19 protein-coding genes are annotated in these 26,473 nt (G+C 73.6%); 10 read left to right on the top strand and 9 right to left on the bottom strand.

Annotation, left to right across the window (positions count from 1 at the left end):
• The first annotated feature begins 249 nt into the window (after nt 1–249).
• From WFH32_RS12620 to WFH32_RS12595, 6 genes are all read left to right on the top strand, one after another.
• Entirely contained in the window at nt 250–1,614 is a 1,365-nt protein-coding gene (locus tag WFH32_RS12620; RefSeq protein ID WP_336707714.1) for a bifunctional o-acetylhomoserine/o-acetylserine sulfhydrylase, read from the top strand.
• Between the two features lie 73 nt (nt 1,615–1,687).
• The gene (gene metX / locus WFH32_RS12615; RefSeq protein ID WP_336707713.1) at nt 1,688–2,899 is read left to right on the top strand and encodes a homoserine O-acetyltransferase MetX; all 1,212 of its coding nucleotides are present in this window, start codon (nt 1,688–1,690) and stop codon (nt 2,897–2,899) included.
• Nucleotides 2,900–3,066: 167 nt separating this feature from the next.
• Nucleotides 3,067–3,780, top strand: a complete 714-nt coding sequence (locus WFH32_RS12610; RefSeq protein ID WP_191796634.1) for a maleylpyruvate isomerase N-terminal domain-containing protein — start codon at nt 3,067–3,069, stop codon at nt 3,778–3,780.
• Nucleotides 3,781–3,931: 151 nt separating this feature from the next.
• Nucleotides 3,932–4,864 carry a 2-phospho-L-lactate transferase gene (cofD, locus tag WFH32_RS12605; protein ID WP_336707712.1) on the top strand — a complete coding sequence of 311 codons (933 nt, stop codon included), beginning with the start codon at nt 3,932–3,934 and terminating at the stop codon, nt 4,862–4,864.
• Nucleotides 4,861–5,718, top strand: coding sequence for a 2-phospho-L-lactate guanylyltransferase (cofC, locus tag WFH32_RS12600; protein ID WP_336707710.1), 858 nt, complete (start codon nt 4,861–4,863; stop codon nt 5,716–5,718). The genes cofD and cofC overlap by 4 nt, the downstream gene beginning before the upstream one ends.
• 96 nt (nt 5,719–5,814) lie before the next feature.
• Entirely contained in the window at nt 5,815–6,387 is a 573-nt protein-coding gene (locus tag WFH32_RS12595) for a GNAT family N-acetyltransferase (protein WP_336707709.1), read from the top strand.
• A 9-nt stretch (nt 6,388–6,396) separates the two neighbouring features.
• Here WFH32_RS12595 and WFH32_RS12590 read toward each other — a convergent pair whose 3' ends face one another.
• Complete coding sequence (locus tag WFH32_RS12590; protein ID WP_336707708.1) at nt 6,397–7,140, bottom strand: nitroreductase family protein; 744 nt, start codon at nt 7,138–7,140, stop codon at nt 6,397–6,399.
• Nucleotides 7,141–7,323: 183 nt separating this feature from the next.
• On the opposite strand from WFH32_RS12590, the gene gadC reads away from it, so the two are divergent.
• The gene (gene gadC / locus WFH32_RS12585) at nt 7,324–8,841 is read left to right on the top strand and encodes a putative glutamine/gamma-aminobutyrate antiporter GadC (RefSeq protein WP_336707706.1); all 1,518 of its coding nucleotides are present in this window, start codon (nt 7,324–7,326) and stop codon (nt 8,839–8,841) included.
• Here gadC and WFH32_RS12580 read toward each other — a convergent pair.
• The 4 genes from WFH32_RS12580 to WFH32_RS12565 all read right to left on the bottom strand — a co-directional run bounded on the left by WFH32_RS12580 (nt 8,838) and on the right by WFH32_RS12565 (nt 15,803).
• On the bottom strand, nt 8,838–11,690 hold the full coding sequence (locus WFH32_RS12580) for an FAD-binding and (Fe-S)-binding domain-containing protein (RefSeq protein WP_336707883.1): 2,853 nt from the start codon (nt 11,688–11,690) through the stop codon (nt 8,838–8,840). The two genes, gadC and WFH32_RS12580, sit on opposite strands and share 4 nt — an antisense overlap.
• A gap of 325 nt (nt 11,691–12,015) precedes the next feature.
• Complete coding sequence (locus WFH32_RS12575) at nt 12,016–12,579, bottom strand: dihydrofolate reductase family protein (protein ID WP_191796638.1); 564 nt, start codon at nt 12,577–12,579, stop codon at nt 12,016–12,018.
• Nucleotides 12,580–12,747: 168 nt separating this feature from the next.
• Nucleotides 12,748–14,841, bottom strand: a complete 2,094-nt coding sequence (locus tag WFH32_RS12570) for a YhgE/Pip domain-containing protein (protein WP_191796639.1) — start codon at nt 14,839–14,841, stop codon at nt 12,748–12,750.
• Nucleotides 14,838–15,803 carry a hypothetical protein gene (locus tag WFH32_RS12565; protein ID WP_336707705.1) on the bottom strand — a complete coding sequence of 322 codons (966 nt, stop codon included), beginning with the start codon at nt 15,801–15,803 and terminating at the stop codon, nt 14,838–14,840. The genes WFH32_RS12570 and WFH32_RS12565 overlap by 4 nt, the downstream gene beginning before the upstream one ends.
• A 206-nt stretch (nt 15,804–16,009) precedes the next feature.
• On the opposite strand from WFH32_RS12565, the gene WFH32_RS12560 reads away from it, so the two are divergent.
• The gene (locus WFH32_RS12560; protein WP_336707704.1) at nt 16,010–17,050 is read left to right on the top strand and encodes an NAD-dependent epimerase/dehydratase family protein; all 1,041 of its coding nucleotides are present in this window, start codon (nt 16,010–16,012) and stop codon (nt 17,048–17,050) included.
• 13 nt (nt 17,051–17,063) lie between these two features.
• Here the strand turns inward: WFH32_RS12560 and WFH32_RS12555 are convergent, their stop codons facing one another.
• The 3 genes from WFH32_RS12555 to WFH32_RS12545 form a co-directional block, all read right to left on the bottom strand.
• On the bottom strand, nt 17,064–17,504 hold the full coding sequence (locus tag WFH32_RS12555; RefSeq protein WP_030144035.1) for an OsmC family peroxiredoxin: 441 nt from the start codon (nt 17,502–17,504) through the stop codon (nt 17,064–17,066).
• A 104-nt stretch (nt 17,505–17,608) separates the two neighbouring features.
• Nucleotides 17,609–18,241 carry a hypothetical protein gene (locus WFH32_RS12550; protein WP_336707703.1) on the bottom strand — a complete coding sequence of 211 codons (633 nt, stop codon included), beginning with the start codon at nt 18,239–18,241 and terminating at the stop codon, nt 17,609–17,611.
• 115 nt (nt 18,242–18,356) lie between these two features.
• Complete coding sequence (locus WFH32_RS12545) at nt 18,357–18,674, bottom strand: YbjQ family protein (protein WP_030144034.1); 318 nt, start codon at nt 18,672–18,674, stop codon at nt 18,357–18,359.
• Between the two features lie 189 nt (nt 18,675–18,863).
• Between WFH32_RS12545 and WFH32_RS12540 the strand changes: the two genes are divergently transcribed.
• Nucleotides 18,864–21,623, top strand: a complete 2,760-nt coding sequence (locus WFH32_RS12540; protein WP_336707701.1) for a cation-translocating P-type ATPase — start codon at nt 18,864–18,866, stop codon at nt 21,621–21,623.
• 69 nt (nt 21,624–21,692) lie between these two features.
• Here the strand turns inward: WFH32_RS12540 and WFH32_RS12535 are convergent, their stop codons facing one another.
• Nucleotides 21,693–22,382, bottom strand: coding sequence for a hypothetical protein (locus WFH32_RS12535; RefSeq protein WP_336707699.1), 690 nt, complete (start codon nt 22,380–22,382; stop codon nt 21,693–21,695).
• 332 nt (nt 22,383–22,714) lie between these two features.
• Between WFH32_RS12535 and WFH32_RS12530 the strand changes: the two genes are divergently transcribed.
• Entirely contained in the window at nt 22,715–26,344 is a 3,630-nt protein-coding gene (locus tag WFH32_RS12530; RefSeq protein WP_336707698.1) for a S8 family peptidase, read from the top strand.
• The last annotated feature ends 129 nt before the right edge of the window (nt 26,345–26,473 follow it).

The following is a 26,473-nucleotide window of genomic DNA, read 5'->3' as shown; positions in this document are numbered from 1 at the left end:
TCTCGGGGCATGACCTGCCGCCGAATGTGTAGCTGACCCCCAGCGCACGTTCGCCTGCCCTGCGGGCGGCACCCGGACGCACCTCGGACCGGCGACCTGACGACGACCGTCAGCCGCAGCCCCCGACCTCCGGCCGGACCCGCCCACCGCGTGCGCACCAGTCCCCTCACTGCCCCGCCGCGGACCGCCCCGGAACCAGGCCACCGGACGCACCTGCGGCTCCCTCCCCCGCACCCCCAAGGAGCCACCATGAGCACCGAGCCCCGCTGGTCCTTCGAGACCCGCCAGATCCACGCCGGCCAGACGCCCGACCCCACCACCGGGGCCCGCGCGCTGCCGATCTACCAGACCACGTCGTTCGTCTTCCCCGACGCAGGCGTCGCCGCCGACCGCTTCGCCCTCAAGGACCTCGGCCCCATCTACACGCGCATCGGCAACCCGACCGCCGAGGTCGTCGAGAACCGCATCGCCAACCTCGAGGGCGGCGTCGGTGCGCTGCTCCTCGCGTCCGGCCAGGCCGCGACGACGTTCGCGATCCTCAACGTCGCCGAGGCCGGCGACCACGTCGTCGCGAGCCCCTCGCTGTACGGGGGCACGTACAACCTGCTCCAGTACTCGCTCGCCAAGCTCGGCGTCGAGACCACCTGGGTGACCGACCCGCACGACCCGCAGGCGTGGCGCGACGCGGCCCGCCCCAACACCAAGGCGTTCTTCGCCGAGACCATCCCCAACCCCAAGGCGGACGTCCTCGACATCGAGGCCGTCGCCGCCGCGGCGCACGAGGTCGGCGTCCCGCTCATCGTCGACAACACCGTCGCGACGCCCTACCTGCTGCGTCCCATCGAGTTCGGCGCGGACATCGTCATCCACTCCGCGACCAAGTACCTCGGCGGGCACGGCTCGGCGATCGGCGGCGTGATCGTCGACTCCGGGAACTTCGACTTCTCGAAGGACCCTGAGCGGTTCGCGAACTTCAACACCCCCGACCCCAGCTACAACGGGATCGTGTACGCCCGTGACCTCGGCGTGGACGGCATCCTCGGCGCGAACCTCGCCTACATCCTCAAGGCGCGCGTCCAGCTCCTGCGGGACCTGGGGTCGGCCATCTCGCCGTTCAACGCGTTCCTCATCGCCCAGGGCATCGAGACCCTGTCGCTGCGCGTCGAGCGCCACGTCGAGAACGCCAAGACGGTCGCGGCGTGGCTCGAGTCGCGCGACGACGTCGTGTCCGTGGGTTACGCGGGCCTCCCGTCGAGCCCCTGGTACGCCAACGCGCAGAAGTACACGCCGCGCGGAGCGGGCGCGATCGTCACGTTCGAGCTCGACGGCGGCGCCGACGCCGGGCAGGCGTTCGTGTCCGCGCTCACGCTCCACTCGAACGTCGCCAACATCGGCGACGTCCGCTCGCTCGTCATCCACCCGGCGTCCACGACGCACGCGCAGCTCAGCCCCGAGGAGCAGGTCAAGGCCGGCGTGACGCCGGGCCTCGTCCGCCTGTCCGTCGGGATCGAGCACGTCGACGACATCCTCGCGGACCTCGAGGCGGGGTTCACCGCCGCGAAGGCCGCGCTGGGGTCCGACGCCGCGACCGCTGCCTCGGTCACGGCGGAGTAGGACGCCGGGACACGCGATGACGATTCTGGACGGCCGGGGCGCGCCCGGTGCCCCGGCCGTACAGTGGACGGCGATGACCTCTCCGGCTCCCTCCGCGTCCCCGCGCCCGCTGCGCGGCTCGGACTCGCGCGCCCGGGCCAAGGCGCCGGTCCCGGCCTCGGCCGCGTGGCGCGAGGGGGACGACGCCGGGGACCGCCTCTTCGCCGACGTCGGCACGTTCGACCTCGAGGCCGGGGGCAGGCTCCCGGACGTGCGCGTCGCGTACGAGACCTGGGGCACGCTCGCGCCCGACGGCTCCAACGCCGTCCTCGTGCTGCACGCGCTGACCGGGGACTCGCACGTCGTCGGCCCGACCGGACCCGGCCACCTGTCCGCGGGCTGGTGGGAGGCGATGGTCGGGCCGGGCGCCCCCATCGACACCGACCGGTACTTCGTCGTCGCGCCCAACGTGCTCGGCGGCTGCCAGGGCACCACGGGCCCCGCGTCGGACGGACCGGACGGCCGCCCCTGGGGCGGGCGCTTCCCGCGCGTGACGACCCGCGACCAGGTCGCCGTCGAGATCGAGCTCGCCCGCACCCTGGGCATCTCGTCGTGGGAGCTCGTGATCGGCGCGTCCATGGGCGGGCTGCGCGTCCTCGAGTGGGCGATCCTCGGGCCCGAGGCCGGCATCACGGTCGAGTCGGTCGCGGTCATCGCGTCAGGTGCCCAGACGTCGGGCGACCAGATCGCGTGGGCGCACCCGCAGCTCGGCGCGATCCGTGCCGACCCGCAGTACCGCGGCGGCGACTACTACGACGTGCCCGACGACCAGGGCCCCCACGTGGGCCTCGGCATCGCGCGGCAGATCGCGCACGCGACCTACCGCAGCGCACGCGAGCTCGACGAGCGCTTCGGCCGCCTGCCGCAGGGCGGCGAGGACCCGTTCACGGACGGCCGCTACGCCGTCCAGTCCTACCTGGACCACCACGGCGACAAGCTCTCGCGCCGCTTCGACGCGAACTCCTACGTCGTGCTGACCGAGTCCATGCTGACGCACGACCTGGGCCGCGACCGCGGCGGCGTCGACGCGGCCCTGGGCCAGATCACGGCCCGCGCGCTCGTCGTGGCCGTCGACACCGACCGCCTGTTCCTCCCCGAGCACTCCGCACGGATCGCCCAGGGCATCCCGGGCGCGCAGCCGCTGCGTCTCCTGCACTCGGAGTTCGGGCACGACGGGTTCCTCATCGAGTTCGACCAGCTCGGGCCCATGGTCACGCAGTTCCTCGGGGAGCGCGCGCAGGTCTGAGGGCGCTGCGGCGGGCCGCGGCTCCGCGGCTGGTTCGTCGAGCGTGCAGTTCGGGTCGTCCGTGCGCACCGGCGACGACCCGAACTGCACACTCGGCGTCCCGCCCCCGGACGTCCACCCTGCGCACCGCGCGTGACGCCGCGCCCCGCACCCGGCACGATGTCCCCATGACCGCAGACCTGGCCGAGGCCACCGCAGCCCTCCGTACACAGTGGGACCGCCTCGAGAGGTGGCTCGGGTCGCTCGACGACACCCTGGACGACGCGGTCGACCAGCCCAGCGTCCTGGTGGGTTGGACCGTGGGTGAGCTCGTGTCCCACCTGGGCCGCGCCATGGACGCGCTCGTGGCCGCAGGGCCGGTCGCCCCCGGCACCAACCCGCTCACGCTCGCCGAGTACCTCGGCACCTACCCCGAGCGCGCCGAGCAGATCGCCGAGGTGACCCGCGCCCTCGACGAGGAGATCGCGGCGGACCGGCTGGCCGCCGTCACCGGGTACGCCCGTCGCGCGTTCGCACGCCTCGACGAGCTCGCCCCCACCGAGACCGTGGTCCAGGCCCGCCGCGGCCCCATCACGCTGCGCGACATGGTGATCTCGCGCCTCGTCGAGCTCGTCGTGCACGCCGACGACCTGGAGCGCAGCCTGCCGGGCGTCGCCGAGAAGGCCGTCGACCGCGGCGCCCTGGACATGGTCGCCGCCGAGCTGCTGCGCATCGTCGTGACGCGCGGCGGCTGGAGCCTCGAGGTCGTCGACCCGCGCCTGTGGGTCCGCCTCGCGACGGGCCGCATCCCTTACGACGTCGACGTCCTGGCCCGTGCGCTCGCGCCGCTCCACACCTCGGACTCGGTGCCGGACCTGGGGCGCATGCTGCCGCTGCTCTGAGCGCACCGCCGCGCCACGGGCGCGAGACGGGTGATCGTGCACGAGACGGGTCCCTGGGACCTCTGCGCCACCATCCGTCTCGTGCAGACGGACCCCTCCCACCGGACAGCGGCGGGTCCGCCGTGCCAGGCCACCCAACTATGCTCGACCGGTGGTGAACGACGTGCGGGTGACGGTCCTGGCAGGCGGTGTGGGTGGCGCGAAGCTCGCCCACGGCATGGAGCTCGCGGGGGCCGACCTCACGGTCGTGGTCAACACGGCCGACGACGTCGAGCTGCACGGCCTCGCGATCAGCCCGGACCTCGACACCGTGACGTACACGCTCGCGGGCCTCGCCGACGACGTGCGCGGCTGGGGACTGGCCGGGGAGACCTACGCGACGCTCGACGCCATGCGGCGCCTGGGCGAGGACACCTGGTTCACGCTGGGCGACAAGGACCTCGCGACCCACGTGGTGCGCACGGCTCGCCTGCGGGCGGGGGCGAGCCTGACCGAGGTCACGGCCCGGCTCACGGCCTCGCTCGGCGTGCGCTCGCGCCTGCTCCCCATGACGGACGACCTCGTGGCGACCGTCGTGGAGACGGCCGACGGGTCGCTGGGCTTCCAGGAGTACTTCGTCGCCCGCCAGCACCGCGACGAGGTCCTGGGGCTGACGTTCGTGGGCGCCGCGCAGGCGACCCCGGCCCCGGGCGTGCTCGACGCGGTCTCGGGCGCGGACCTGCTGGTCGTCGCGCCGTCGAACCCGTTCCTGTCGATCGAGCCGATCCTGAGCGTGCCGGGCGTGCGCGACGCCCTCGCGTCCTCGACGGCCCGTCGCGTCGCGGTGAGCCCGATCGTCGGCGGCCGCGCGCTCAAGGGCCCGGCGGCGTCGGTGCTCGCGAGCCTCGGGCACGACGTCTCGGCGCTCGGCGTCGCGCGCCTGTACGTGGGGCTGGTCGACGTCATGTGCATCGACGAGACCGACCGCGACCTCGCGCCGGCGATCGAGGACCTGGGCCTCGAGGTCCTCGTGACGGACACGGTCATGGGTGGGGCGCAGGGCCGCGAGCGCCTGGCGCGCGAGCTGCTCGCGGCCTCGGCATGACGCCCGACGGCGCCGCCCACCCTGCGGGCACGGGTGCGGCGGGTGCGTCCCCGGCCCGGCAGCGGGTGGTGGCCGTGGTGCCGCTGCGCGACGGCTCGTCGGGCAAGTCGCGGCTCGCGACCGTGCTCGACCCGGCCGAGCGCAGCCGGTTGATCGCGACGCTCGCGCGGCACGTGGTCGGGACGCTGCTGACGAGCGAGGCCGTGGAGCGGGTGCTCGTGGTGACGTCGGACCCTCGTTTCACGTGGCGCGCGCTGGGGAGCCTGGTCGAGCCGGTGCCGGTGCCGCCGCCGATGGACGACGCCCCGCCGACGGTGACCGACACGTCCGCCGACGGTGACGGCGACAGCGCCGAGGGCGACGGTCCCGGCCGCCTCCAGATCGTCCTGCAGCCCGCGAGCCGTCCGGGGCTGAACGCCGCGCTCGACGTCGGGCGGGAGATCGTCGCGAGCCTCGCCGACCCGGCGCGCGAGGGCGCCGCGGCCCCGGCCGCGCGACCCGTCCGGCTCCTCGTCGCCCACGCCGACCTCCCTGCGCTCACGACCGACGACGTCGAGGCCCTGCTCGCCGAGGACGCACCGGTCGTCGTCGCGACCGACCGGACGCGCTCGGGCACCAACCTCCTGGTGCTCGACGCCGACGCACCGTTCGCGTTCCGCTTCGGCGTCGGGAGCCTCGAGGCGCACCTGGCCGAGGCCGGGCTGCGGGGCGTGCGCGCCGCCGTCGTGCAGCGGACCGGGACCGCGGTGGACCTCGACACGCTCGACGACTGGTCCGAGCTTCCCGCGGACGTGCGGGCGCGCGACGAGCTGTCCGAGCTGCACCGGGCCATGGACCGGGCCCACCGGAGCTGACCCCCTCCACTCCGCCAGGCGGTCAGAACACGCGAGCACCGGAGGCCACGCTCGTCCTGACAAGCAGGCGAGGGCACCCGATGGCATCGTGGCCGCATGACGATCGAGGTGCGGCCCGCGACGGTGTTCGCCGACGTGCGCACGATGGTCGGGCCCAAGCGGCCCGACGCCAACGTGTGCTGGTGCCTGAGCTACCGCCTGCCCTCGAAGGAGAACGTCGCGCTCGTCGGCCCCGAGCGGGGCGAGATCGTGCGCAGGCTCTGCCGCCAGGACCCGCCGCCCGGCGTGCTCGCGTACGAGGGCGACGAGGTCGTGGGCTGGGCCGCGGTGCACCCGCGGGCCGACACGAGCTTCGCGCGCAACCGCAAGATCCCGCACGTCGACGACCTCGACGTGTGGTCGGTGTGGTGCGTGCGGGTGCGCCCCGGTCACCGGGGGTCGGGCATCTCGCACCACCTGCTGAAGGGCGCGGTCGCCTTCGCGCGGGAGCAGGGCGCACCGGCCGTCGAGGGGTACCCGCTCGACAACCAGGGGAAGAAGGTCGACCTGACCATGGCCTACGCGGGCACCAAGAAGCTCTTCGAGGACGCCGGGTTCACGCAGGCCGCGACGACCGGCTCGGTGCTCAACGGTTTCCCACGCGTGCTCATGCGGCTCGACCTGCGCTGACGACGCCGCTCACCACCCGCCGCGGTGCACCACGTGCTCGAGCGGTCGGCGCGGGCGCCGCGTCGGCGATCCGCTCGACGGCGAAGCGCCGGCCCCAGGTCCCCCCGCACCCTCCCCAGGGGCCGGGTCCGCCGCATGCCCGACGGCGACCACCCCGGTCACCAGGAACTCGTCCGGTACCTCGAACGCCTCCCGCAACGCCTCGACCTGCCCCGGCGGCACCCCGAAGAAGCACGCGCCCAGCCCCTCGTCGACCGCGGTCTGGAGCATGAGCAGCGACGCCATGCCCGCGTCGACGTGCCAGTACGGCACGTCCCACGGCGCGTCCCCGTCGCCCGCGGCCTGGGCCGACGCGCGTGCCTTGTCGTCCTCGGCGTACCGCCGCAGGTACGCCTCGCGCGACGTCAGGACCACGACGACCACGGGGGCAGTCCGCATCCCGGTGAGCCACCGGTTCTCTCGGGCCCCGCCAGCCGCCTCGGCAGCGGCCCCCGGGTCACCCTCGCCCGCGCCCCCGGCAGCACCCACGCCGTCGGCCCCCGCCCCGGCCACCGCGCGGGGCGAGGTCGCGGACCAGAAGCGCGCGACGCCGTCGGGCGTGTCGAGGACGACGAACGCCCACCCCTGCGTGAAGCCCGCGTTGGGTGCGCGGACCGCGTTGCGCAGCATGCGGTCCACGGCCTGCGGCGGGACGGGCTCGTCCGTGAAGCGTCGGACCATGCGGCGGCGGCGGACGACGTCCTGGAACTCCATGCCGACCATGCTGCCAGTCCCCGGCCGCCCCGAGCACACGAGCGAACACACGTCCGCACGCCGCACCCGTGCGCCCCGCAGCCGCGCCCTCCCCGCGCGCCACCGCTCCCCCGGTGCCACGATGCGTGAGTCGCGCCGTCGGCCACGACCCCGCACCAGACCGCCGCAGGAAGGGCCCAGCACGTGAGCGAAGCACGCAGGACGCCCGGGGCGGGGACCATCACGGTCGCCGCGCTCGCCGTCATGAACATCGTCGCGGTCGTGAGCCTGCGCGGGCTGCCGGCCGAGGCCGAGTACGGGCTCGCCTCGACGTTCTACTACCTGTTCGCGGCACTGTTCTTCCTGGCTCCCGTGGGGCTGGTCGCGGCCGAGCTCGCCACCGGCTGGCCCGAGGAGGGCGGGATGTTCCGCTGGGTCGGCGAGGCGTTCGGCAGCCGGTGGGGGTTCCTCGCGATCTCCATGGTGTTCATCGAGGGCTGCATCTGGTTCCCCACGATCCTCACGTTCGCCGCGGTCACGCTCGCCTACACGGGCGATGCCGCGGCGGCACCGCAGGTGTCGAGCGACAAGGTGTTCGTGCTCGCGGTCGTCCTCGGGGTGTTCTGGCTCGCGACGCTCATCGCGCTGCGGGGCGTGAAGTCGTTCTCCCAGGTCGCGAAGTGGGGCGGCATCGTGGGGACGCTCGTGCCGGCCGCGCTGCTGATCGGGCTGGCCGCGGCGTACCTGGCGAGCGGCAACCCGTCGCAGGTCGAGCTCTCGTGGGGGGCGTTCGTGCCCGACCTGTCGAAGTTCTCCAACATCGTGCTGGCCGCGGGCATCTTCCTGTTCTACGCGGGCATGGAGATGAACGCGGTGCACGTGCGCTCGATCCGGAACCCGGTCCGGAACTACCCGATCGCGATCCTCGTGGCGGCGCTCGGGGCCGTCGTCGTGCTCGTGCTGGGGACCCTCGCGATCGCCGTGGTGATCCCGACGGGGCAGATCGACCTGACGCAGAGCCTGCTCACGGCCTTCAACACGCTCCTCGCCTGGGCGGGCATCGGGTGGGCCGGGCCGGTCCTCGCGGCGATGCTCGCCGTCGGGGTCCTCGCGGGCGTCGTGACCTGGGTCGCAGGCCCTGCGACGGGTCTGCTGTCGGTCGCGCGCGCGGGCTACCTGCCGCGCTGGTTCCACCGCACGAACCGGGCAGGCATGCCGTCGCGCATCCTGCTGGTCCAGGCCGCGGTCGTGACGGTCCTGTCGGTCATGTTCGTGATCCTGCCGTCGGTGCAGGCCGCCTACCAGCTCCTGAGCCAGCTCACCGTGATCCTGTACCTCGTCGCGTACGTGCTGATGTTCGCGGCCGTGATCGCCCTGCGCTACTCCCAGCCGGGCCGACCGCGGCGCTACCGCGTGCCCGGCGGCGTCGTGGGCGTGTGGGTCATCGGCGGGTGCGGGCTGCTCGCGGCGACGCTCGCCCTGGTCGTGAGCTTCGTGCCGCCCGCGCAGGTCGAGGTGGGCAGCCCGACGACGTACGTGGGTCTGCTGGTCGGCCTCAGCGTGGTCTTCGTGGCGCTGCCGTTCTGGGCGTACGCCGCGCGCAGGGCGTCGTGGCGCGACGAGACGCTCGACTTCGCGCCGTTCACGTGGCAGGTCGCCGACCAGGAGCCTGCCCCGGAGACCCACGCCGCGCAGGCCGCACCCCCCGAGGCGCCGTCCTAGAGCCGCTCGGCGAGCAGCTCGACGAGCGCCTTGCCCTGCACGCCGCCGAGCTGGTCGGCCTGGGTGCGGCACGAGAACCCGTCGGCGAGGAAGATGTCGTTCGGCCCGGCCTTGCGCAGCGCGGGCAGGAGCGCGTTCTCCGCGACCTGCACCGACACGTCGTAGTGGCCCTTCTCCATGCCGAAGTTCCCGGCGAGGCCGCAGCAGCCGGCGAGCGTGTCGATCGTGGCGCCGGCCCCACGCAGGAGCTTCTCGTCGGCCGCGAAGCCCATGACGGAGTGCTGGTGGCAGTGCGGCTGGACGACGGCCGTGACGTCGGACAGGTCGGGGACCTGCCAGGTCTCGGGCGCGGGCCGGGTCTCGGGGCGCGTGAGGAGCTCCGCGACCGTGTTGGTGGCGCCCGCGACGGCCTTCGCGCGTGGGTCGTCGGGGAAGAGGTCGAGCAGGTCGGAGCGCAGCACCGCCGTGCACGAGGGCTCGAGCCCGACGATCGGGATCCCGTTGACCGCGAACGGCCCCAGGACCTGGAGCAGGTTCTCGAGACGCTTGCGGGCGCCGTCGAGCTGGCCCGTGCTGATCCAGGTGAGACCGCAGCAGGCCTGCTGGTCGGGCACGATCACGTCGTAGCCCGCGGCGTCGAGCACCGCGACCGCGGACTGCGGCACCGAGGGGGCGAGCGTGTCGCTGAACGAGTCGGTCCACAGCACGACCTGCGGCCTCTTGCCGGCCTGGGGCCGCCCGGGCGTCTGCCCGACGGCGAGCCCCGGTACCCCGTTCGTCGCGCCCCCGCGCTTCCACCACGTGCGGAAGGGGACCTCGGCGAACTTCGGCACCTCGCGACGCGGGTCCATGCCGCCGAGGCTGAGCACGAGCCTCGCGAGCGGCCGGATGCCGAGCACCGCGTTGATGACGCGCGGCATCATGCCCGCGAGGCGCGCCCAGCGCGGCAGCCAGCCCAGCGCGTAGTGGTTCATGGGGCGCAGCTTGCCCTGGTAGGTGCGGTGCAGGACCTCGGCCTTGTACTGGGCCATGTCGACGCCCGCGGGGCAGTCGGCCGAGCACGCCTTGCACGACAGGCACAGGTCGAGCGAGTCGCGCACCTCGGGCGAGGTGAGGCCGCCCACGAGCGTGCCGTTGATCGCGTCCTGGAGCACGCGCGCACGTCCGCGCGTGACGTCCTTCTCGTCCTTGGTCGCCTGGTAGGACGGGCACATGAACCCGCCCGACGCCGACGAGTCCGCACGGCACTTGCCGACACCGACGCAGCGGTGCACGGCCTGGGTCATGTCGCCGTGGTCGTGGCTGAACGAGAAGCCGCCCTTGGTCGGCAGCACGGGCAGCGCCTTGGGCCGGCGCAGGTCCGCGTCGACCGCGTTGGGCCGCACGATCACCCCGGGGTTGAGGACGTCCTGCGGGTCGAACAGCGCCTTGACCTGCTCGAACAGCGAGATGGCCTCGGGCGAGTACATGACGGGCAGCAGCTCCGAGCGTGCGCGGCCGTCGCCGTGCTCGCCGGACAGCGAGCCGCCGTACTTGGCCACGAGCTCGGCCGCCTCGGTCATGAAGGTGCGCAGCACCGAGCCCGACGTCTCGAGCGGGATGTCGATGCGCAGGTGCACGCACCCGTCACCGAAGTGCCCGTACGGCAGGCCGTCGACGCCGTAGCGCGCCATGAGCGCGTCGAGGTCGCGCAGGTAGGCGCCCAGCTTCTCCGGCGGGACCGCGGAGTCCTCCCAGCCCGGCCACGCCTGCTCGCCCGCGGGCGTGCGCCCGGCCAGACCGGCGCCGTCGGCCCGGATCTGCCACATGGCCGTGGCGTCTGGACCCGCGGGCAGGATGCGCGTGGACGTCGACGCGGAGGCCGCGACGATCGCCTCGGCGTTCGCGTACGCCTCCTCGGGCGTCGCTCCCCCGACCTCGACCATCATCCACCCCGCCCCCGGCGGGAGCTCGGGGACCGAGTCGGCACCCTTGGCGCGGCGCACCACGTCGACGAGGCGCGCGTCGAGGCCCTCGACCGCGAGCGGGCTCAGCGAGAGGAGGGCGGGGACGTCGTCGGCCGCGGTCGGCATGTCCTCGTAGGCGAGGACGACGAGCGTGGGCGCGCTCGGGACCGGGACCAGGGAGACCGTGGCCTCGAGGATCGTGACGAGCGTCCCCTCGCTGCCCACGAGGAACTTCGCGAGGTCCGAGCCGTTCTCCGGCAGCAGGTGCTCGACCGAGTACCCCGAGACCTGGCGTCCGAACCGCCCGAACTCGGTGCGGATGAGCGCCATGTTCTCCTTGACGATCCGTGCGAGCCCCGGGACCGCGGCGAACGTCGGGTCGCCCTTGCCCGCGGTGAAGCGTCGGCCGGTGCCGTCGACCACGTCGAGCTCGACCACGTTGTCCGCGGTGCGCCCGTACGCGACCGCGTGCGGACCGCACGCGTTGTTGCCGATCATGCCGCCGAGCGTCGCGCGGTTCTGCGTCGACGGGTCGGGGCCGAAGCGCAGGCCGTGCGGGGCCGCGGCCTTCTGGAGCGTCGACATGACGACACCCGGCTCGATGCGTGCCGTGCGCGCCTCCGGGTCGACCGCCAGGACCCGGTTCACGTGCCGCGAGAAGTCGATCACGACGCCCGGGCCGATCGAGTTGCCCGCGACCGACGTCCCCGCGCCGCGCGCAGTGAGCGGCACGCCCAGCTCGCGCGTCACGTCGAGCGTCGCCACGACGTCGTCGGTCGAGACCGGGAAGACGACCATCTCGGGGACCACGCGGTAGTTCGACGCGTCGGTCGAGTACTCGGCCCGGCGCCGCGTCGAGGAGTCGACGATGCCGCGCGTCGTGGTGCGCAGCGCGGCCGCGATCGCCTCGCGCGCCGCATCCGCCGCACGCTCGGCCTCGCTGAGGGCCGCGGACCGCGCGGCCTTCTCGGCGGCGGCCGCCTTCGCGGCGTGCTGGGCGTCCGCCTCCGTGCGCTCGGGCGGGACGGGGGCTCCTGCGGCGTCGAGTTCAGCAGTCACGTCGGCGATTCTCCCACCACTCCCGCGGGCTGCGGACGTGCGTCCGGGGAGTGTCCGGGATCGGCGGTCCCGCGTGGGACGGGGACCCGCAGCATGCCCGACGGCGGGACACGGGTGGCCGGACGACGCGCGGCTCGCGGCACCTGGCTGCACGGGCGACCGGCGGGACCTAGCGCCTGGTCTCGTACCTGGTCAGGAGCACACCGCCGGGAAACGTCCGGGTCTCCACGAGGTCCAGGTCCACCCAGGCGTCCAAGGGTGCGAAGAACGGCGTGCCGCCGCCCACCAGGACCGGGTGGGTGACGATCGCGTACTCGTCGATCAGCCCGGCCCGCATGACCGCCGCGGCGAGGGTGGCTCCGCCGACGTCCAGGGGACCGTCCTCCTCGGCCTTGAGCCGGGCGATCTCGGTGACGGCGTCCCCGCTGAACAGACGGGCGTTCCAGTCGACCTCGCTGATCGTCGAGGAGAACACCACCTTCGGCATGTCGCGCCAGCGACGCGCGAACTCGGCGTGCGCCGGTGTGACGCCGGGCTGCTGGTCGGCGGTCGGCCAGTGGGACCTCATGGCCTCCCACAGGACGCGCCCGTGCAGCGACAGGCCCGTCGCTCCCACGCGGTCGGACCACCACTGGAACAGCTCGTCGCTCGGCACGCTCCAGCCGAGGTCGCCGCCGGGCGCGGAGACGTATCCGTCCAGGCTCGTGCTCATGGCAAACGTCAGCTTCCCCATGGTGTCGTCCTCCCGGTCGGTGGTTGGTGTACTACAGACCATCACAGCGCGGAGAAGTCATCGACGTCCGCGCCACGAACCTGTCCCGGCCTGACGAACCCGTCGCAAGGTCGCCGCCCGGTGTCAGGACGAGCGAGCACTCCAGGCCACGCTCGTTCTGACACGGTCCTAGAGCACCAGCTCCGGCTGCAGCCTCGTCGGGCTCCACACCCGCTGCCGGTGCGCGGCGAACGTCGTGGCCGCGAGCGCGACCGCGAGGACCACGAGCAGCACCCCGACGTCCCGCGCGACGGTCGCGAGGTCTCCGCCGTAGAGGAGCTGCCGGAGTCCCTCGACCGTGTAGGACATGGGCAGGAAGCGGTGCAGCGCGCGCAGCGGCTCGGGGATCGTCTGCCAGGGGAACGTCCCGCCCGCGGTGACGAGCTGGACGAGCATGAGCACGAGCCCCAGGAACTGGCCGACCGCACCCAGGTACACGTTGAGCGCCTGGAGGATCGCGACGAACGTCGCCGACGCGAGCACGAGCAGCACCGCGGTCCCGACCGCGTACACGGGGTCGATGTCGAGCGCGAACTTCACGACCGTGAACATGAGCGCGACCTGGGCCACGCCGATCACGGCCGGCGGGATCCAGCCGCCGAGCGCGGTCTGCCAGGCGGGTCGCCCGGCCGCGAGCGACCGGGCCGACAGCGGCCGCACGAGCAGGAACAGCACGTACGCGCCGATCCACGCCGCGAGCGACAGGAAGAACGGCGCGAGACCGGCCCCGTACGTGCCCGCGTTGGCGATCGTGTCCTTCTGCACCGCGACCGGGTTGCCGAGCGTCTTCGCCGTGTCCTCCTGCGTCTGCTCGTCGACGTCGGGGATGCGTCCCAGGCCCGCCGCGAGGCCGTCGTGGAGCTGGGTCGTGCCGGACTGCAGCTCGGCCGTCCCGTCGCGCAGCGTCACGCTCGACGACGCGAGCTCGGCTGCGCCGTCGGACACCTGGGACGTGCCCGAGGCGAGCGCCTCCGCGCCGCTCGCGAGCGTGCCCGCCCCGTCGTCGAGCTCTGCCGCGCCCGCCGCGAGCCGGTCCCCGCCCGACGCCGCCGTCGCGATGCCCTGCGTGAGCGCGGGCGTGGCGCCTGCGAGCGTCGCCGCCCCCGCCGCGACCTGCGCCGAGCCCGCGCCGAGCTCGCCCAGCTTCCCGGCGGCTCCCTCGACCGTGGCGGCGGCCTCCTCGACCGGGCCGCGCGCGTCCTCGAGGACCTGCGTGACGGCGTCGGCCTCCTCCTGGGTGATGACGCCGGTCGCGACGAGCTCCGCGAGGCGCGCCTCGAGGTCGACGCGCGCGGTGTCGAGGCGCCCGACGACGTCCCTCGCCGCCGCGGCCGCGTCCTGCCCGTAGCCCGCGACCAGGGCGTTGCCGTCCGCGACCTGCTGCGCGCCGTCGGCCAGCTCCTGGGTCTGCGCCGGGAGGTTCGCGGTCCTGCTGCGCAGCGTGTCGAGCCCGTCCGACAGGGTGGCCGCGCCCGAGGCGAGCGTGCCGGTAGCGGTCGACAGCTCGTCGGCCCCGTCCGCGAGGCGGGCAGCGCCGCTCGCGGCCTCGCTCGCCCCCGTCGCGAGCCGGGCCGTGCCGTCCACGAGCTGCGCGGTCCCGTCGGAGAGCTGTGTGGCGCCGTCGACCAGCTGCTGCGCGCCCTCGACGCCGCTCGCGAGGTTCGTGTGGATCGACGCGAACCCCTTGAGGAACGTGTCCGCGGCCTCGGTCCCGACCTGCTCGGCGATCGCGTCGCGGACGGTGCCCACGATCGTGTCGGCGATGGTCGCGACGAGGTAGTTGTTGGCGTCGTTGGTGATGAGGACCAGGCTCGCCTGCTGCGGCTCGAACCTCCCCGACGACGCGAGGTCCTGCGAGAACGTCGGACCGATGACGAGCGCCGCGTCGAAGCGCCCCGACCGCACACCGGCCTCGGCGTCCGACTGGGTCGTCTCGACCCAGCCGAACCCGCCGTCACCGTCGACGAGCTGCTTCGCGACCTCCTCGCCGAAGTTCTTCTCGGTCGAGGTGCCGTCGACCGAGTCCTCGACGGTCGTGCCGCGGTCCTGGACGACGAGCGCGGCCGGGACCTCGGCGAGCTTGTCGTACGGGTCCTCGTTCGCGAACAGGTACAGGCCCGAGTACAGCGTGGGGATGACGATCATGGCCAGGATCGCGAGCTTGGGCAGGGTGCCGGCGCTGATGCGCCGGAGCTCGGAGATGCCGAGGCGGACGGCGGTCATCGGTCGACCTCCTCGTCGGGGGCGGGATCCGGGTCAGGCTCCGGCTCCGGCTCGGGCTCGGGCTCCTGCGCCGGGCCCTGCTCGGCCGGGCCCCGCCCGGCGTCGCGTCCGGGGTCCGGTCCGTCGGGCGGCCCGGCCGCCGCCTCGGGCTCCGGGACGGCATCCGCCCGGTGGCGCCCCGGCTCGGCCCGGTCGAACAACGTGGTCGGGTCGGTCGTCTCGACGGGCTCGGGTGGTCCGACGGCCGCAGCATCGTCGGCCGGCCGCTCGTCCGGAACCGCGGCGGGCGCGGGCCGCGTCCGCAGGGCCTCGACGGGCGCCGCCCGCAGCGCGTCGTCGCCGCGCGCGGGCGGCAGGTCGGCGCCGAGGTCGCGGGCCGAGGAGCGCGTGCACTGCACGAGCACGCCGTAGCCGAGCGCCGCGAGCGACTCCGCGACGGCCCACCAGCCCGACGGTTCGCCCCCGTGCCGGTCGGGCAGCGTCAGGACCAGGAACCGCACGTCCGCGCGCTCGGACGCGAGGGAGGTCAGCAAGGCGGTCCGCAGCGTGCCGTGCAGCTCGTCGACGCGGTCGCCGCGACGGTCGAGCAGGTCGTGCGCGTCGAGCCACTTCTTGGCGTCCCCCGGCAGGGACCGCTGCCCGGCGAGCGAGAGCTCCTCGGCGACGACGTCCCCGACCGTGAGCGCCTCGTCGGGCTCGGAGATCCCGGGGACGTCGACCACGGCCGTGACGCGGCGCAGGTCGGCGGTCGCGGTCGTGGTGGTGCCGTCGTCGCCGACGAGCGTGACGGTCCCGGTGAACGGGGCGAGGCGGCCGGTCGCGACCAGCGCGAGCGCGGTGTGCCCGTGGCCGGGCTCGCCCGCGAGGAGGACGCACTCCCCCGAGGCGAGCGTCAGGGTGGTGGCCTCGAGCATCGGCGCACGCCGACCCTCGACCTGGACGTCGTCCATCGCGATCTGCACCTTCAGGTCCTCTCGTGGCGAGCCCCGTGCGGATGGGCCGCGACGGAGCCTCCCGTCGATCTTCCGTTGGACCCCGCGGGGGTGCACCTTGTCGGGTGTGCACCTCGGCGTCCCGCCCGTCCCGGGGGGGGTGAAGGTCCGCGTTGCCCCGGCCGGGTCGACGCCGGGTCGGTAGCCTGGGGAAACGGGCGTCGAGAGGAGACTTCATGCGTGTCGTGGTCGTCGGGGCGAGCGGGAACGTGGGCTCGGCCCTGCTGCGCAGGCTCGCGGGTGACCCCGTGGTCACCTCGGTCGTCGGGGTCGCGAGCCGGGTGCCACGCGCGGACGGGTCGAGCACCGTCGTGCCGCCGTTCGACACCGCCGAGTGGGCCCGCTGCGACCTCACGGACCCCGAGGAGGTCGTGGCGTCGCGCCTCGCGGGCGCGTTCGTGGGTGCCGACGCCGTGGTCCACCTCGCGTGGGCGATCGACCCCGCGCACGACCGCGAGGAGCTCGCGCGCGTCAACGTCGAGGGGACGCGGCGCGTCGCTGCGGCGGCGGCCAGGGCCGGGGTCGGGCACCTGGTGGTCGCGTCGTGCGCGAGCGCGTGCTCGCCCGCGTTCGACGACACGCCCCGGGACGAGTACTGGCCGACCGCGGGGATCGCGGGGTCCGTCTCGAGCGCGCAGAAGGCCGAGGTCGAGGAGATCCTCGACCGGTTCTCGGCCGAGCATCCCGGGGTCGTGGTGACGCGCGTGCGCGCGCCGTTCACGTTCCAGCGCGACGCCGCGAGCGAGGTGTCGCGGTTGTTCTTCGGCAGGCTGCTGCCGGCGCCGCTGCGTCGCAAGGGGCATCTGCCGACGCTCGTGTGGCCGCGCGGCATGCGCCTGCAGGTCGTCCACGCCGACGACCTCGCGGACGCCTACCGCGAGATCCTCGTGGGCCGGCACCCGGGCACGTTCAACGTCGCCGCTCCGGGCGTCCTCACAGGACCCGACGTCGCCGCGATCGTCTCGCAGGGACGCCTGCGGGAGGTGTCGCCCGGGTCCCTGCGGCGCGTGGTCGCCCTGGCCTGGGCGGCCCGGTTGGTCCCGCTCGACCCGGGCTGGTTCGACGTCGCGCTCGCGGTGCCGGTGCTCGACACGTCACGGGCGCGGCGGTTGCTGCGGTGGGCTCCGGTGCACGACGCCCGGGCCACGGTCACCGAGGTCGTCGGTGGCCTCGTCGAGGGCGCGGGCACGCAGAGCCCACCGCTGCTGCCGTCCTAGGGACGCCGGGCCGCTACGACTCCAGGGCGGCGTCCAGCGTGATCGTCGCGCCGGTCAGCGCCTTGGACACCGGGCACGTCGCCTTGGCGTTCTCGGCCGCCGCGAGGAAGCCTGCCTCGTCGAGGCCCTCGACCTCGCCGCGGACCGTGAGCGCGACCGCCGAGATGCGCAGGCCACCGGCCGGGTCCGGCGACAGCGTGACGTCGGCCTTGACCTCGAGGGCGACAGGCGTCCCGCCGGCCTCGCCGATCACCCCGGAGAGCTGCATCGCGTAGCAGGAGGAGTGCGCGGCCCCGATGAGCTCCTCGGGGCTCGTGATGCCCTCGGCCTCGTCGGCCGTGCGGCGCGGGAAGCTGACGTCGAACGTGCCGGTCCCCGAGCTCGTGAGCTCGACCTGACCGGTGCCCTCCATGAGCGTGCCGTTCCACGCGGTGCGGGCGGTGCGGACTGCCATGATGTGGCTCCTTCGTGCGGGGTTCGGGGTACGAGACCGTAGCCGTCGGCTACCTGTCGACCGTAACCCGGAGGTCGCGGGCCCGCAGCGGCGTCCCACGACGCTCAGCGCGACGCGGCGACCTCCACCTCGACCGGGAACCCGACCTCGGCCGTGAGCCGTGCGGCGAGCGTGAGCGGGTTGGGCTCGACGCCGACCTGGACGACGATCGACGAGAGGTCGTCGCGGACGTGGACCGCGCGGACCTGCGGCCAGCGGTCGTCCCCGAGGAGCGACTCCGCGAGCCCCTGGAGCTCTCCCGGCAGCACGTCGAGCGGCTCGACCCGCACCAGGACGTCGGGGTAGGCCTCCGCGACCGCGGCCAACGCCTCCTGGGGTGGGTCGCCGTGCCACGCGAGGAGGACCGTCCCGCTGCCGTCGAGCCGGACCGCGCCGAACCGCTCGTCGTCCGTCAGGAGCCCGCCCAGGAGCGATGCGGCGCCGGTGGGCCCCGGGAGCCGTTCGGCGACCGTCGACCCGTCCGGGCGGGGCGGGCCCACGAGGAGGTCGCGTGATCTCGGGCTCGCGGCGTCCACGGACCCGTCCGAGCGGAGCGGGACCTCGCTCGGGCCGGTCTCCTCCGGCACGACGATCGTCAGGGTCGCCTCCCCGAGCGGCGTCTCCTGCGGCACGGGCGCCGCCGTGCACCCGCCCACCACCACACCGACGGCCACCAGGCCCGCGATCCCCCGCCTCATCACGCATCCCCCCTCGCGCGCACCCTAGCGAAGGCCCACGGCCCGGCGGAGGGGCGTCCGGGCGCCGTCGAGCCCCCGGCGCCGGGCCGCGGCACCGTCGGAGCCCCGCGGCCCGTCAGGGTGCGAGCACCACGGCCGTCCCGTACGCCACGATCTCCTGGTAGCCGTTGCCGACCTCGTCGCTGTCGTAGCGCATCGCGAGGATCGCGTTGGCCCCCTGCGCGGTGGCCTCCTCGACCATGCGGGCGACGGCCTCGTCGCGCGACTGCTGGAGCTGCTTGGTGAGCCCCTTGAGCTCGCCGCCGACGATCGACTTGAGCCCTGCGCCGATCTGGGCCCCGACGTTGCGCGACCGGACGGTCAGTCCGGTCACCTCGCCGACGACCTGCTGCACGGTCCGGCCCGGGACATCGTTCATGGTGGAGACCAGCACGGTACGTCCTCCTCACGGCCACGCACCGTGCGCGGCCACTCCTCACGGTAGGAGGACCTCGAGGCCCGCGCCCGGCGTGCACGTCCCCGGCGACGTCGGACCGCCCCGCGGCCGGGCAGGATGGAACGGTTCGTCCCACCCGGGCGCCTCGCCGGGTGCTCGACCACGAGCGGGCGTTGAATGAGAGCCATGACAGCCTCGGACACCCCTCTCGTCCCCGCGACTGCCGACCCGACGCCCTGGGCGCTCCCGCCGCAGGCCGTGCTCGCCGTGGTCGGGTCGAGCGACGCCGGCCTCACGGCCGAGCAGGCGCGGACCCGGCTCGCCGAGGTCGGCCCCAACCGGTTGGCCCCGGCCGCGCGCACCCCGTGGTGGCGTCGCGTGCTCTCCCAGTTCGACGACGTCCTCATCTACATCCTGCTCGTGTCCGCGGTCCTCAAGGCGATCGTGGGCGACTGGATCGACTTCACCGTGATCCTCGCGGTCGCGGTCATCAACGCGGCGATCGGGCTGATCCAGGAGGGGCGCGCCGAGAAGGCCCTCGACGGCATCCGGGGCATGCTCTCGGTCCACGCCCAGGTCCGCCGCGACGGCGCGTGGGCTCAGGTCGACGCCGACGACCTCGTGCCCGGCGACGTCGTGCGGGTGCGCTCGGGCGACCGCGTGCCCGCCGACCTGCGCCTGCTCACGGGCGTCAACCTCCGGGTCGACGAGTCGGCCCTCACGGGCGAGTCCGTGCCCGCGTCCAAGTCGGTCGACGCGGTGCCCGCCGAGGCCGGCGTGGGCGACCGGTCGAGCATGCTGTTCTCGGGCACGCTCGTCTCCGCCGGCACCGGGACGGGGGTCGTCGTCGCGACGGGCGAGACGACCGAGATCGGCCGCATCCAGACCCTCATCTCCGAGGTCCACTCGCTCGAGACCCCGCTGTCGCGCACGCTCGACGCGTTCGGGAAGAAGCTCGCGGTCCTCATCCTCGTCATGGCCGTGGTCATGGTCGTGATCGGGCGCGTGTTCCACGGGTTCGAGACCCCCGAGCTCGTGTCCGCGGCGATCGGGTTCGCGGTCGCGGCCGTCCCCGAGGGCCTGCCGGCCCTCGTGACGATCACGCTCGCCCTGGGTGTGCAGCAGATGGCCCGACGACGGGCGATCACGCGTCGCCTGCCCGCCGTCGAGACGCTCGGCTCGGTGACCACGATCTGCTCGGACAAGACCGGGACGCTGACCAGGAACGAGATGACGGCCCGCGCCGTGCGCACCGCCGGGCACGAGTACGCGGTGACCGGGATCGGCTACGCCCCGGACGGCGACGTCAGCCTCGACGGGTCCCCCGCGCTGCTGCCCGAGCACCCCGACCTGCGGCGCCTGACCGAGGTGATGATGCTGTGCAACGACGCGCGCATCGTCCACGAGCCCGCCGGGGAGGGCGACGGCTGGCGCCTGGTGGGCGAACCGACCGAGGGCGCGCTGCGGACCCTGGGCCTCAAGGCGGGCCTGGACCCGGCCGGGTGGCGGCGCGTCGCGCTCGTCCCGTTCGAGTCCGAGAACAAGTACATGGCGACCCTCACCGAGGACCCCGAGGGAGGCCTCCACGTGCTCGTCAAGGGGGCACCCGACCGGGTGCTCGACCGTTGCTCGACCCAGACCGGGCCCGACGGGCGTCCCGACCCGCTCGACCGTGACTTCTGGTCGGCCCAGATCGACGAGATCGGCGCGCAGGGCCTGCGCGTGCTGGCCGCGGCCCGGGCGTCGGCAGCACCGGGGAGCACGGACCTGGCGCCGGAGGACGTGGACGCCGGCCTCGAGCTGGTCGGCCTGGTCGGGATCGTCGACCCTCCTCGCCCCGAGGCCGTCGAGGCCATCGCGCAGTGCCAGGACGCCGGGATCACGGTCAAGATGATCACGGGCGACCACTCGGGCACCGCGCTCGCGATCGCACGGGAGATGGGCATCGTCCGTGACGGTGCCGGGCAGGCCGGGGCCACCGAGCACACGGCCGCGGCCACCAAGGTCCTCACGGGCGCCGAGCTCGAGGCCATGAGCACCGAGGAGCTGCGCGCGGTCGTCGAGGACGTCGACGTCTACGCGCGCACGAGCCCCGAGCACAAGATCAGGATCGTGTCGGCGCTCCAGTCCCACGGGCAGGTCGTGGCGATGACGGGGGACGGCGTGAACGACGCCCCGGCGCTGACGCAGGCCGACGTGGGCGTCGCGATGGGGATCAAGGGGACCGAGGCGACCAAGGAGGCCGCCGAGGTCGTCCTCGCCGACGACAACTTCGCCACGATCGAGCGTGCGGTCGAGGAGGGGCGACGGATCTACGACAACCTGCGCAAGTCGGTGCTGTTCCTGCTGCCGACCAACGGCGCGCAGTCGCTCGTGATCCTGGTCGCGGTGCTGCTCGGGTGGGCGCTGCCCCTCCAGCCGGTGCAGGTGCTGTGGATCAACATGGTCACGGCCGTGACGCTGTCGCTCGCCCTGGCCAACGAGCGCGCCGAGCCCGACATCATGTCCCGCGCTCCCCGTGACGCCAAGGCATCGATCCTCACCGCGGCGTACCTGCGTCGCATCCTGCTGGTCTCGGTCCTCATCGGCGGCGCGACCATGGCGGTGTACTTCATCGAGCGCGACCAGGGCATGGGCGTGGCCGAGGCGCAGACGACGGCCGTGACGATGCTCGCCCTCGGCCAGCTCGCGTACCTGTTCAACTGCCGGTTCCTGGACCGTTCGTCGATCACGCCCGCGGTGCTCCAGGGCAACCGGGCGATCTGGTACTCGGCCGGCTCGCTGCTCGCCCTCCAGGCAGTCTTCGTCTACGCACCCTTCATGCACTCGTGGTTCGGCTCCGCGCCGATCGGGCCGCGCGAGTGGGGCATCACGCTCTTGCTCGCGATCGTGGTCTTCCTGCTCGTCGAGGCGGCCAAGGCGCTCGGTCGGGCCCGCCAGCGCTGAGGCCCGGCGCGCCGTCGGGCACGCCGCTCCAGGAGCGACGTGCCCGACGGACGCGAGCGAGGGCAGGTGTCAGTCGATGCCGCTGCCTGCGGGACGGAAGACGATCGAGGACGCGCGGTCGTTCATCGACCCGAGCGTCGCGCAGAAGGGGACGCAGTTCGTCGAGGCGCCCTTGACGTAGTTCTCGAGGTCGTAGAGGGTCGCCCAGCACTCGGCGTACGCGTTCAACGAGCTGATGTTGTTGTTCATCAGGTAGGGCGACAGCTTGGGGAACCCGTACGTGTTGCCCGTCATGCAGCCGTAGCCGCCGTTGCTCCAGAAGACCTTGTTGCCCCCGGTGTGGTTGGCGCCCTTGTACGCGACACCCAGCATCATGGTCGTACCCGGCGCGGCGGCCCTCGCGTCCGGACCGGCCGAGCGGGACTGTGCCTGGGCGGCCTGGTCCTGGGCGAAGGCACGCAGGGCCGCGGGCTCCCCTGCCTCGACGGCGGGGTCGGTCACGGGCACGCCCGTGGCGGACTCGATGGCCTCGCCGAACGTGTCGAAGCACTGGACGGTGGGCGCGGGTGTGAAGGCGACGTCCTGGCCCGCGGGGGTGGGCTGGGCGATGACCGAACAGACCTCATCCTCAGCACTGAACGACTTCGAGGTGAGGTCGGGGCCCTCGGGGCCGTCGGCGAGCGCGGGCGTCGCGCTCAACACCCCGGCGACGAGGATCGCCGCGGAGACGGCTGCGATGCGGGTCGTACGACGTGACATGTGGTGCTCCTTCACAGCGTGGGCCGGGTCGACCGCTGCCCGCGGACGACGTCGACACGTGGGTGAGGACCGTCTGCGAAACCCCGGTGTTCCGCGCCCCCGGACCGATCGTAAGGTGCGGAGCACGTCCTGTCCTGGTTTGTCCCGGCTGCCTCGGTCCGGGGCCCCTGACCGGTCGGTCCTGGTTCGGTGACGTTCGCGCAGCGCGCGGGCGTCGGACTTCACCTATAGCGTGCAGGCACGGTCGTCTGCACACAGCCGTCGGCGACCACCACGGGGGAACCACCACGCACCTTCAACGCCACCGGTCCGTACCGGGGAAATGAGTGTCGATGAAGCACCGTTCGTTGTTAGCTGCTCTCTCAGGACTGGCGGTGGTCGCAGCATCGACGCTGCCCGCCGCGTCCTTGCCGTCCGATCCCGCCGGCCCGTCCGGCCCCGACCTCACGTCGAAGTCCGCCAGCTCGTTGTCCCCCACGGAGAGCGAGGCGGGCAAGGTCGCCCCCTCGCTCGCCGACTCCTCGGGGACCGTGACCGCGTTCGTCCAGCTCGACACCCCGTCCGGTGCGGACCTCGCTGACCAGGGCGCGAGCCCGGCGCAGGTCGAGGACAACCAGGCCGTCGTCGAGCGCCTCGCGGACACCGTCGTCCCCGCGCAGACGAACGCCCGCAGTGCTCGCGCCGCGGGCGCGCCCCAGCAGCTGTCGGTCACGAGCAAGCTCGTCCCTGGCGTCGTCGTGACGGGTGACGCCGAGCAGGTGCGGGCCCTGGCCGCCGACGACAAGGTCGTCACGGTCTACCGCATCATCCCCAAGACACCCTCGAACAAGGGCACCGACGCGTTCACCCGCGCCCTCGAGGCCTGGCAGAGCACGGGCTACACGGGACAGGGCGTCCGGATCGGGATCATCGACACGGGCATCGACTACACGCACGCCGGCTTCGGCGGTCCGGGCACGCAGGCCGCGTACGACGAGGCCTACGGCGTCAAGGGTCAGGGCCCCGTCCCCGCGGGGACGTTCGACGACGCCAAGTACCTCGGCGGGTACGACTTCGCGGGGTACGACTACGACGCGTCGGGCACCGTGCCGGGCACGTCGCTGATCCCGACGCCGGACGAGAACCCGATCGACTCGCTCGACTCGATCGGCTCGGGTCACGGCTCGCACGTCGCGGGCACGACGGGCGGCTACGGAGTCCTGGCCGACGGGACGACGTTCGACGGCGACTACACGACCCTCACGGACATCTCCGACTGGACGGTCGGGCCGGGCTCGGCACCCGAGTCGGGCCTGTACGCGCTCAAGGTCTTCGGTGACCTGGGCGGCTCGACGAACGTCGTGGTCGACGCGCTCGAGTTCGCGGCCGACCCCGACGGTGACGGCGACCTGTCCGACCGTCTCGACATCGTCAACCTGTCGCTCGGCTCGGACAACAGCCCGGCCGACGACCCGGAGAACCTGTTCATCGACCAGCTCTCGCGGCTGGGCACGCTCGCGGTCGTCGCGTCGGGCAACGCGGGCGACGTGACCGACGTCGGTGGCTCGCCCGGCAACGCACGCACCTCTCTCACGGTCGCGAACTCGGTGGGCAACACCCAGACGTTCGACGGCGTCGAGGTCACGGCCCCTGCGGGCGTCGCGGGCTCCTACCCCGCGCAGAACTCGCAGAGCTACACGGGTTCGGTCGACGTGACCGCGGAGGTCGCGTTCCTGGGCGCCACGGTCAGCGGGTGCACGCCCCTGACCCCGGCCCAGGCCGCCGCCACGGCGGGCAAGATCGCGTTCCTCTACTGGGACGACAACGACGCCACGCGGGCGTGCGGGAGCGCGGCGCGCTTCAACAACGCTCAGGCCGCGGGCGCGGTCGGCGTCCTGCTGTCGTCCGAGCTCGAGGTCTTCGCGGCCGGGATCGCGGGCAACGCGGGCATCCCGGGCGCGCAGCTCACGGGCCCGAGCCACGACGCGCTGCGTCCGGCGATCGAGGCGGGCGGCGTCGTCCTGACGCTCGGCCCGTCGCTCGCGAACTCGTCGTTCGTCGAGATCCCCGCGATCGGGGACACGCTCAACGCGGGGTCGTCGCGCGGGGTGCACGGCTCGCTGGGCGTCGTGAAGCCCGACGTCGCCGCACCGGGCACGGGGATCTCCTCCGTGGCCTCGGGCCGTCTCACGCAGCCCGGCATCAAGTCGGGCACGTCCATGGCCACCCCGCACGTCGCGGGCATCGCGGCGCTCGTCAAGGAGGCCCACCCGGGCTGGAGCGCGCAGCAGGTCAAGACGGCCGTCATGAACACGGCCTCGCACGACGTGTGGACGGGCCAGGGCGGCACGGGCACGGCGTACGGCCCCGAGCGGGTCGGGTCCGGTCGCGTGGACGCGGTCGACGCGGTGAAGAACTCGACCCTCGCGTTCTCGGCGCAGGACAAGGAGCTCGTCTCGGTGTCGTACGGGCTCGTGCCCGTGGCGGACAAGACCGTCAAGGAGCGCCGCACGGTCGACGTGCAGAACACGGGTTCGCAGGCCGTGAAGTACGCGGCGGCGTTCACGACGTCGAGCACCGCGGGGGGCGCGACCGTCACGGTCTCGCCCGCGAACCTCACGATCCCCGCGGGGCAGACCCGGACGGTCACGCTGACCCTGACGGCCGACCCGGCGACGCTCGCGAAGCAGCTCGACCCGACGTCGGCCGAGACCACCTCGGGCGTGCCGCGCGACTTCGTCGGCATGCTCACGGGTCGCCTGGTCCTGACGCCGGAGTCGGGCAGCGAGCTGCGCGTCCCGGTCCAGGCCGCGCCGAAGCTCGTGAGCGACCTGACGGGCAAGGACGTCACGTTCCTGAACCAGGACACGTCGGCCGAGCTCGACCTCGACGGACGCGGCGTGGCCTCGGGCGGCTGGACGTCTCTCGTGGCGCCGTTCGAGCTCAAGGCGACGAGCCCGCGGCTCGAGGCGGACGCTGCCGAGGGCTCGTCGGCCTCGGCGGTCGCGTCGGGCGACATCCGCGCGGTCGGCTTCACGTCGAGCGCACCGCAGTACGCGGCCGCGGGCGACGAGCCGGGCGACGGCCGGATCGGCATCGGCGTGGCCATGGACGGCGACTGGGCCTCGCTCGGCGCGGTCATGTTCCCGTCGGTCGAGACCGACGTGGACGGCGACGGATCGGCCGAGTTCGAGACCGTGGTCCGCAAGTACAACGAGTCGGACCTGACCCTGGCGACCACGTACACGCTCAAGGACTGGACCGGTCCCGACGGCGAGGAGTACGGGGCGGGCGAGGGCGTGCTGCTCGAGCCGGTCAACTCGGTCTGGGCGGACGTCGACACGTCGGTCTTCGACAGCAACGTGCTCGTGGTGCCGGTCGCGATCGGCGAGCTCGGCATCGAGCCGGGCACGGTGCCCTCGTTCACGGTCGCGACGTACTCGTACTACGGGACGCAGCCCGACCAGTCGATCGACCGGGTGGGCCCGTTCACGGGCGACCCGTACGACCCCGCGTACTGGTTCAGCGGTGGTGGTCAGCTCCTGTTCGTGGGCGCCGACGACGCCCCGGTCACGGTCAACCGGTCCGCTGCCGCGGCCGAGGCCGGGACGGGCGAGCTGCTCCTGCTGCACCTGCACAACGCGAGCGCGGGCAAGCGCTGGCAGACGGTCGGGGTGTCGAACCTGGACGCGTCGGTCGAGCTCACGGTCACGGCGCAGTCGCGCTGCGTCGCGGGCAAGGCCCAGGTCGCGGTCCGGGCGGTGAACGACGGCGACGTGAAGGCCGACGTCGTGGTCGAGACACCGTTCGGTACCAAGACGTTCAAGAACGTCGCGCCGGGCAAGTCGGCCTCGCAGTCGTTCAGCTCGCGGGCGACCGCGATCGACGCCGGTGCGGCGACGGTCACGGGTACCGCGGTCGTCGAGGGCGTCACGGTCACGACGCCCTATGAAGCCGGGTACGAGGCGATCAGCTGCGGCTGACGCCTCGACCAGCCGGGCCTCGTCAGGGCGGGAGCGTGCATGGGGCCGCTCCCGTCCTGACCGGGGACGCGTCAGCACCCGGTGAACGGGACGACGAAGGGCGCGACCCCCGGGGCGCGCCCGTCTGGC

The organism is Oerskovia sp. USHLN155 (assembly GCF_037145535.1).
In the GTDB taxonomy this organism is placed as follows: Bacteria; Actinomycetota; Actinomycetes; order Actinomycetales; family Cellulomonadaceae; genus Oerskovia; species Oerskovia rustica.
This window is presented reverse-complemented; position numbering and strand designations above follow the sequence as displayed.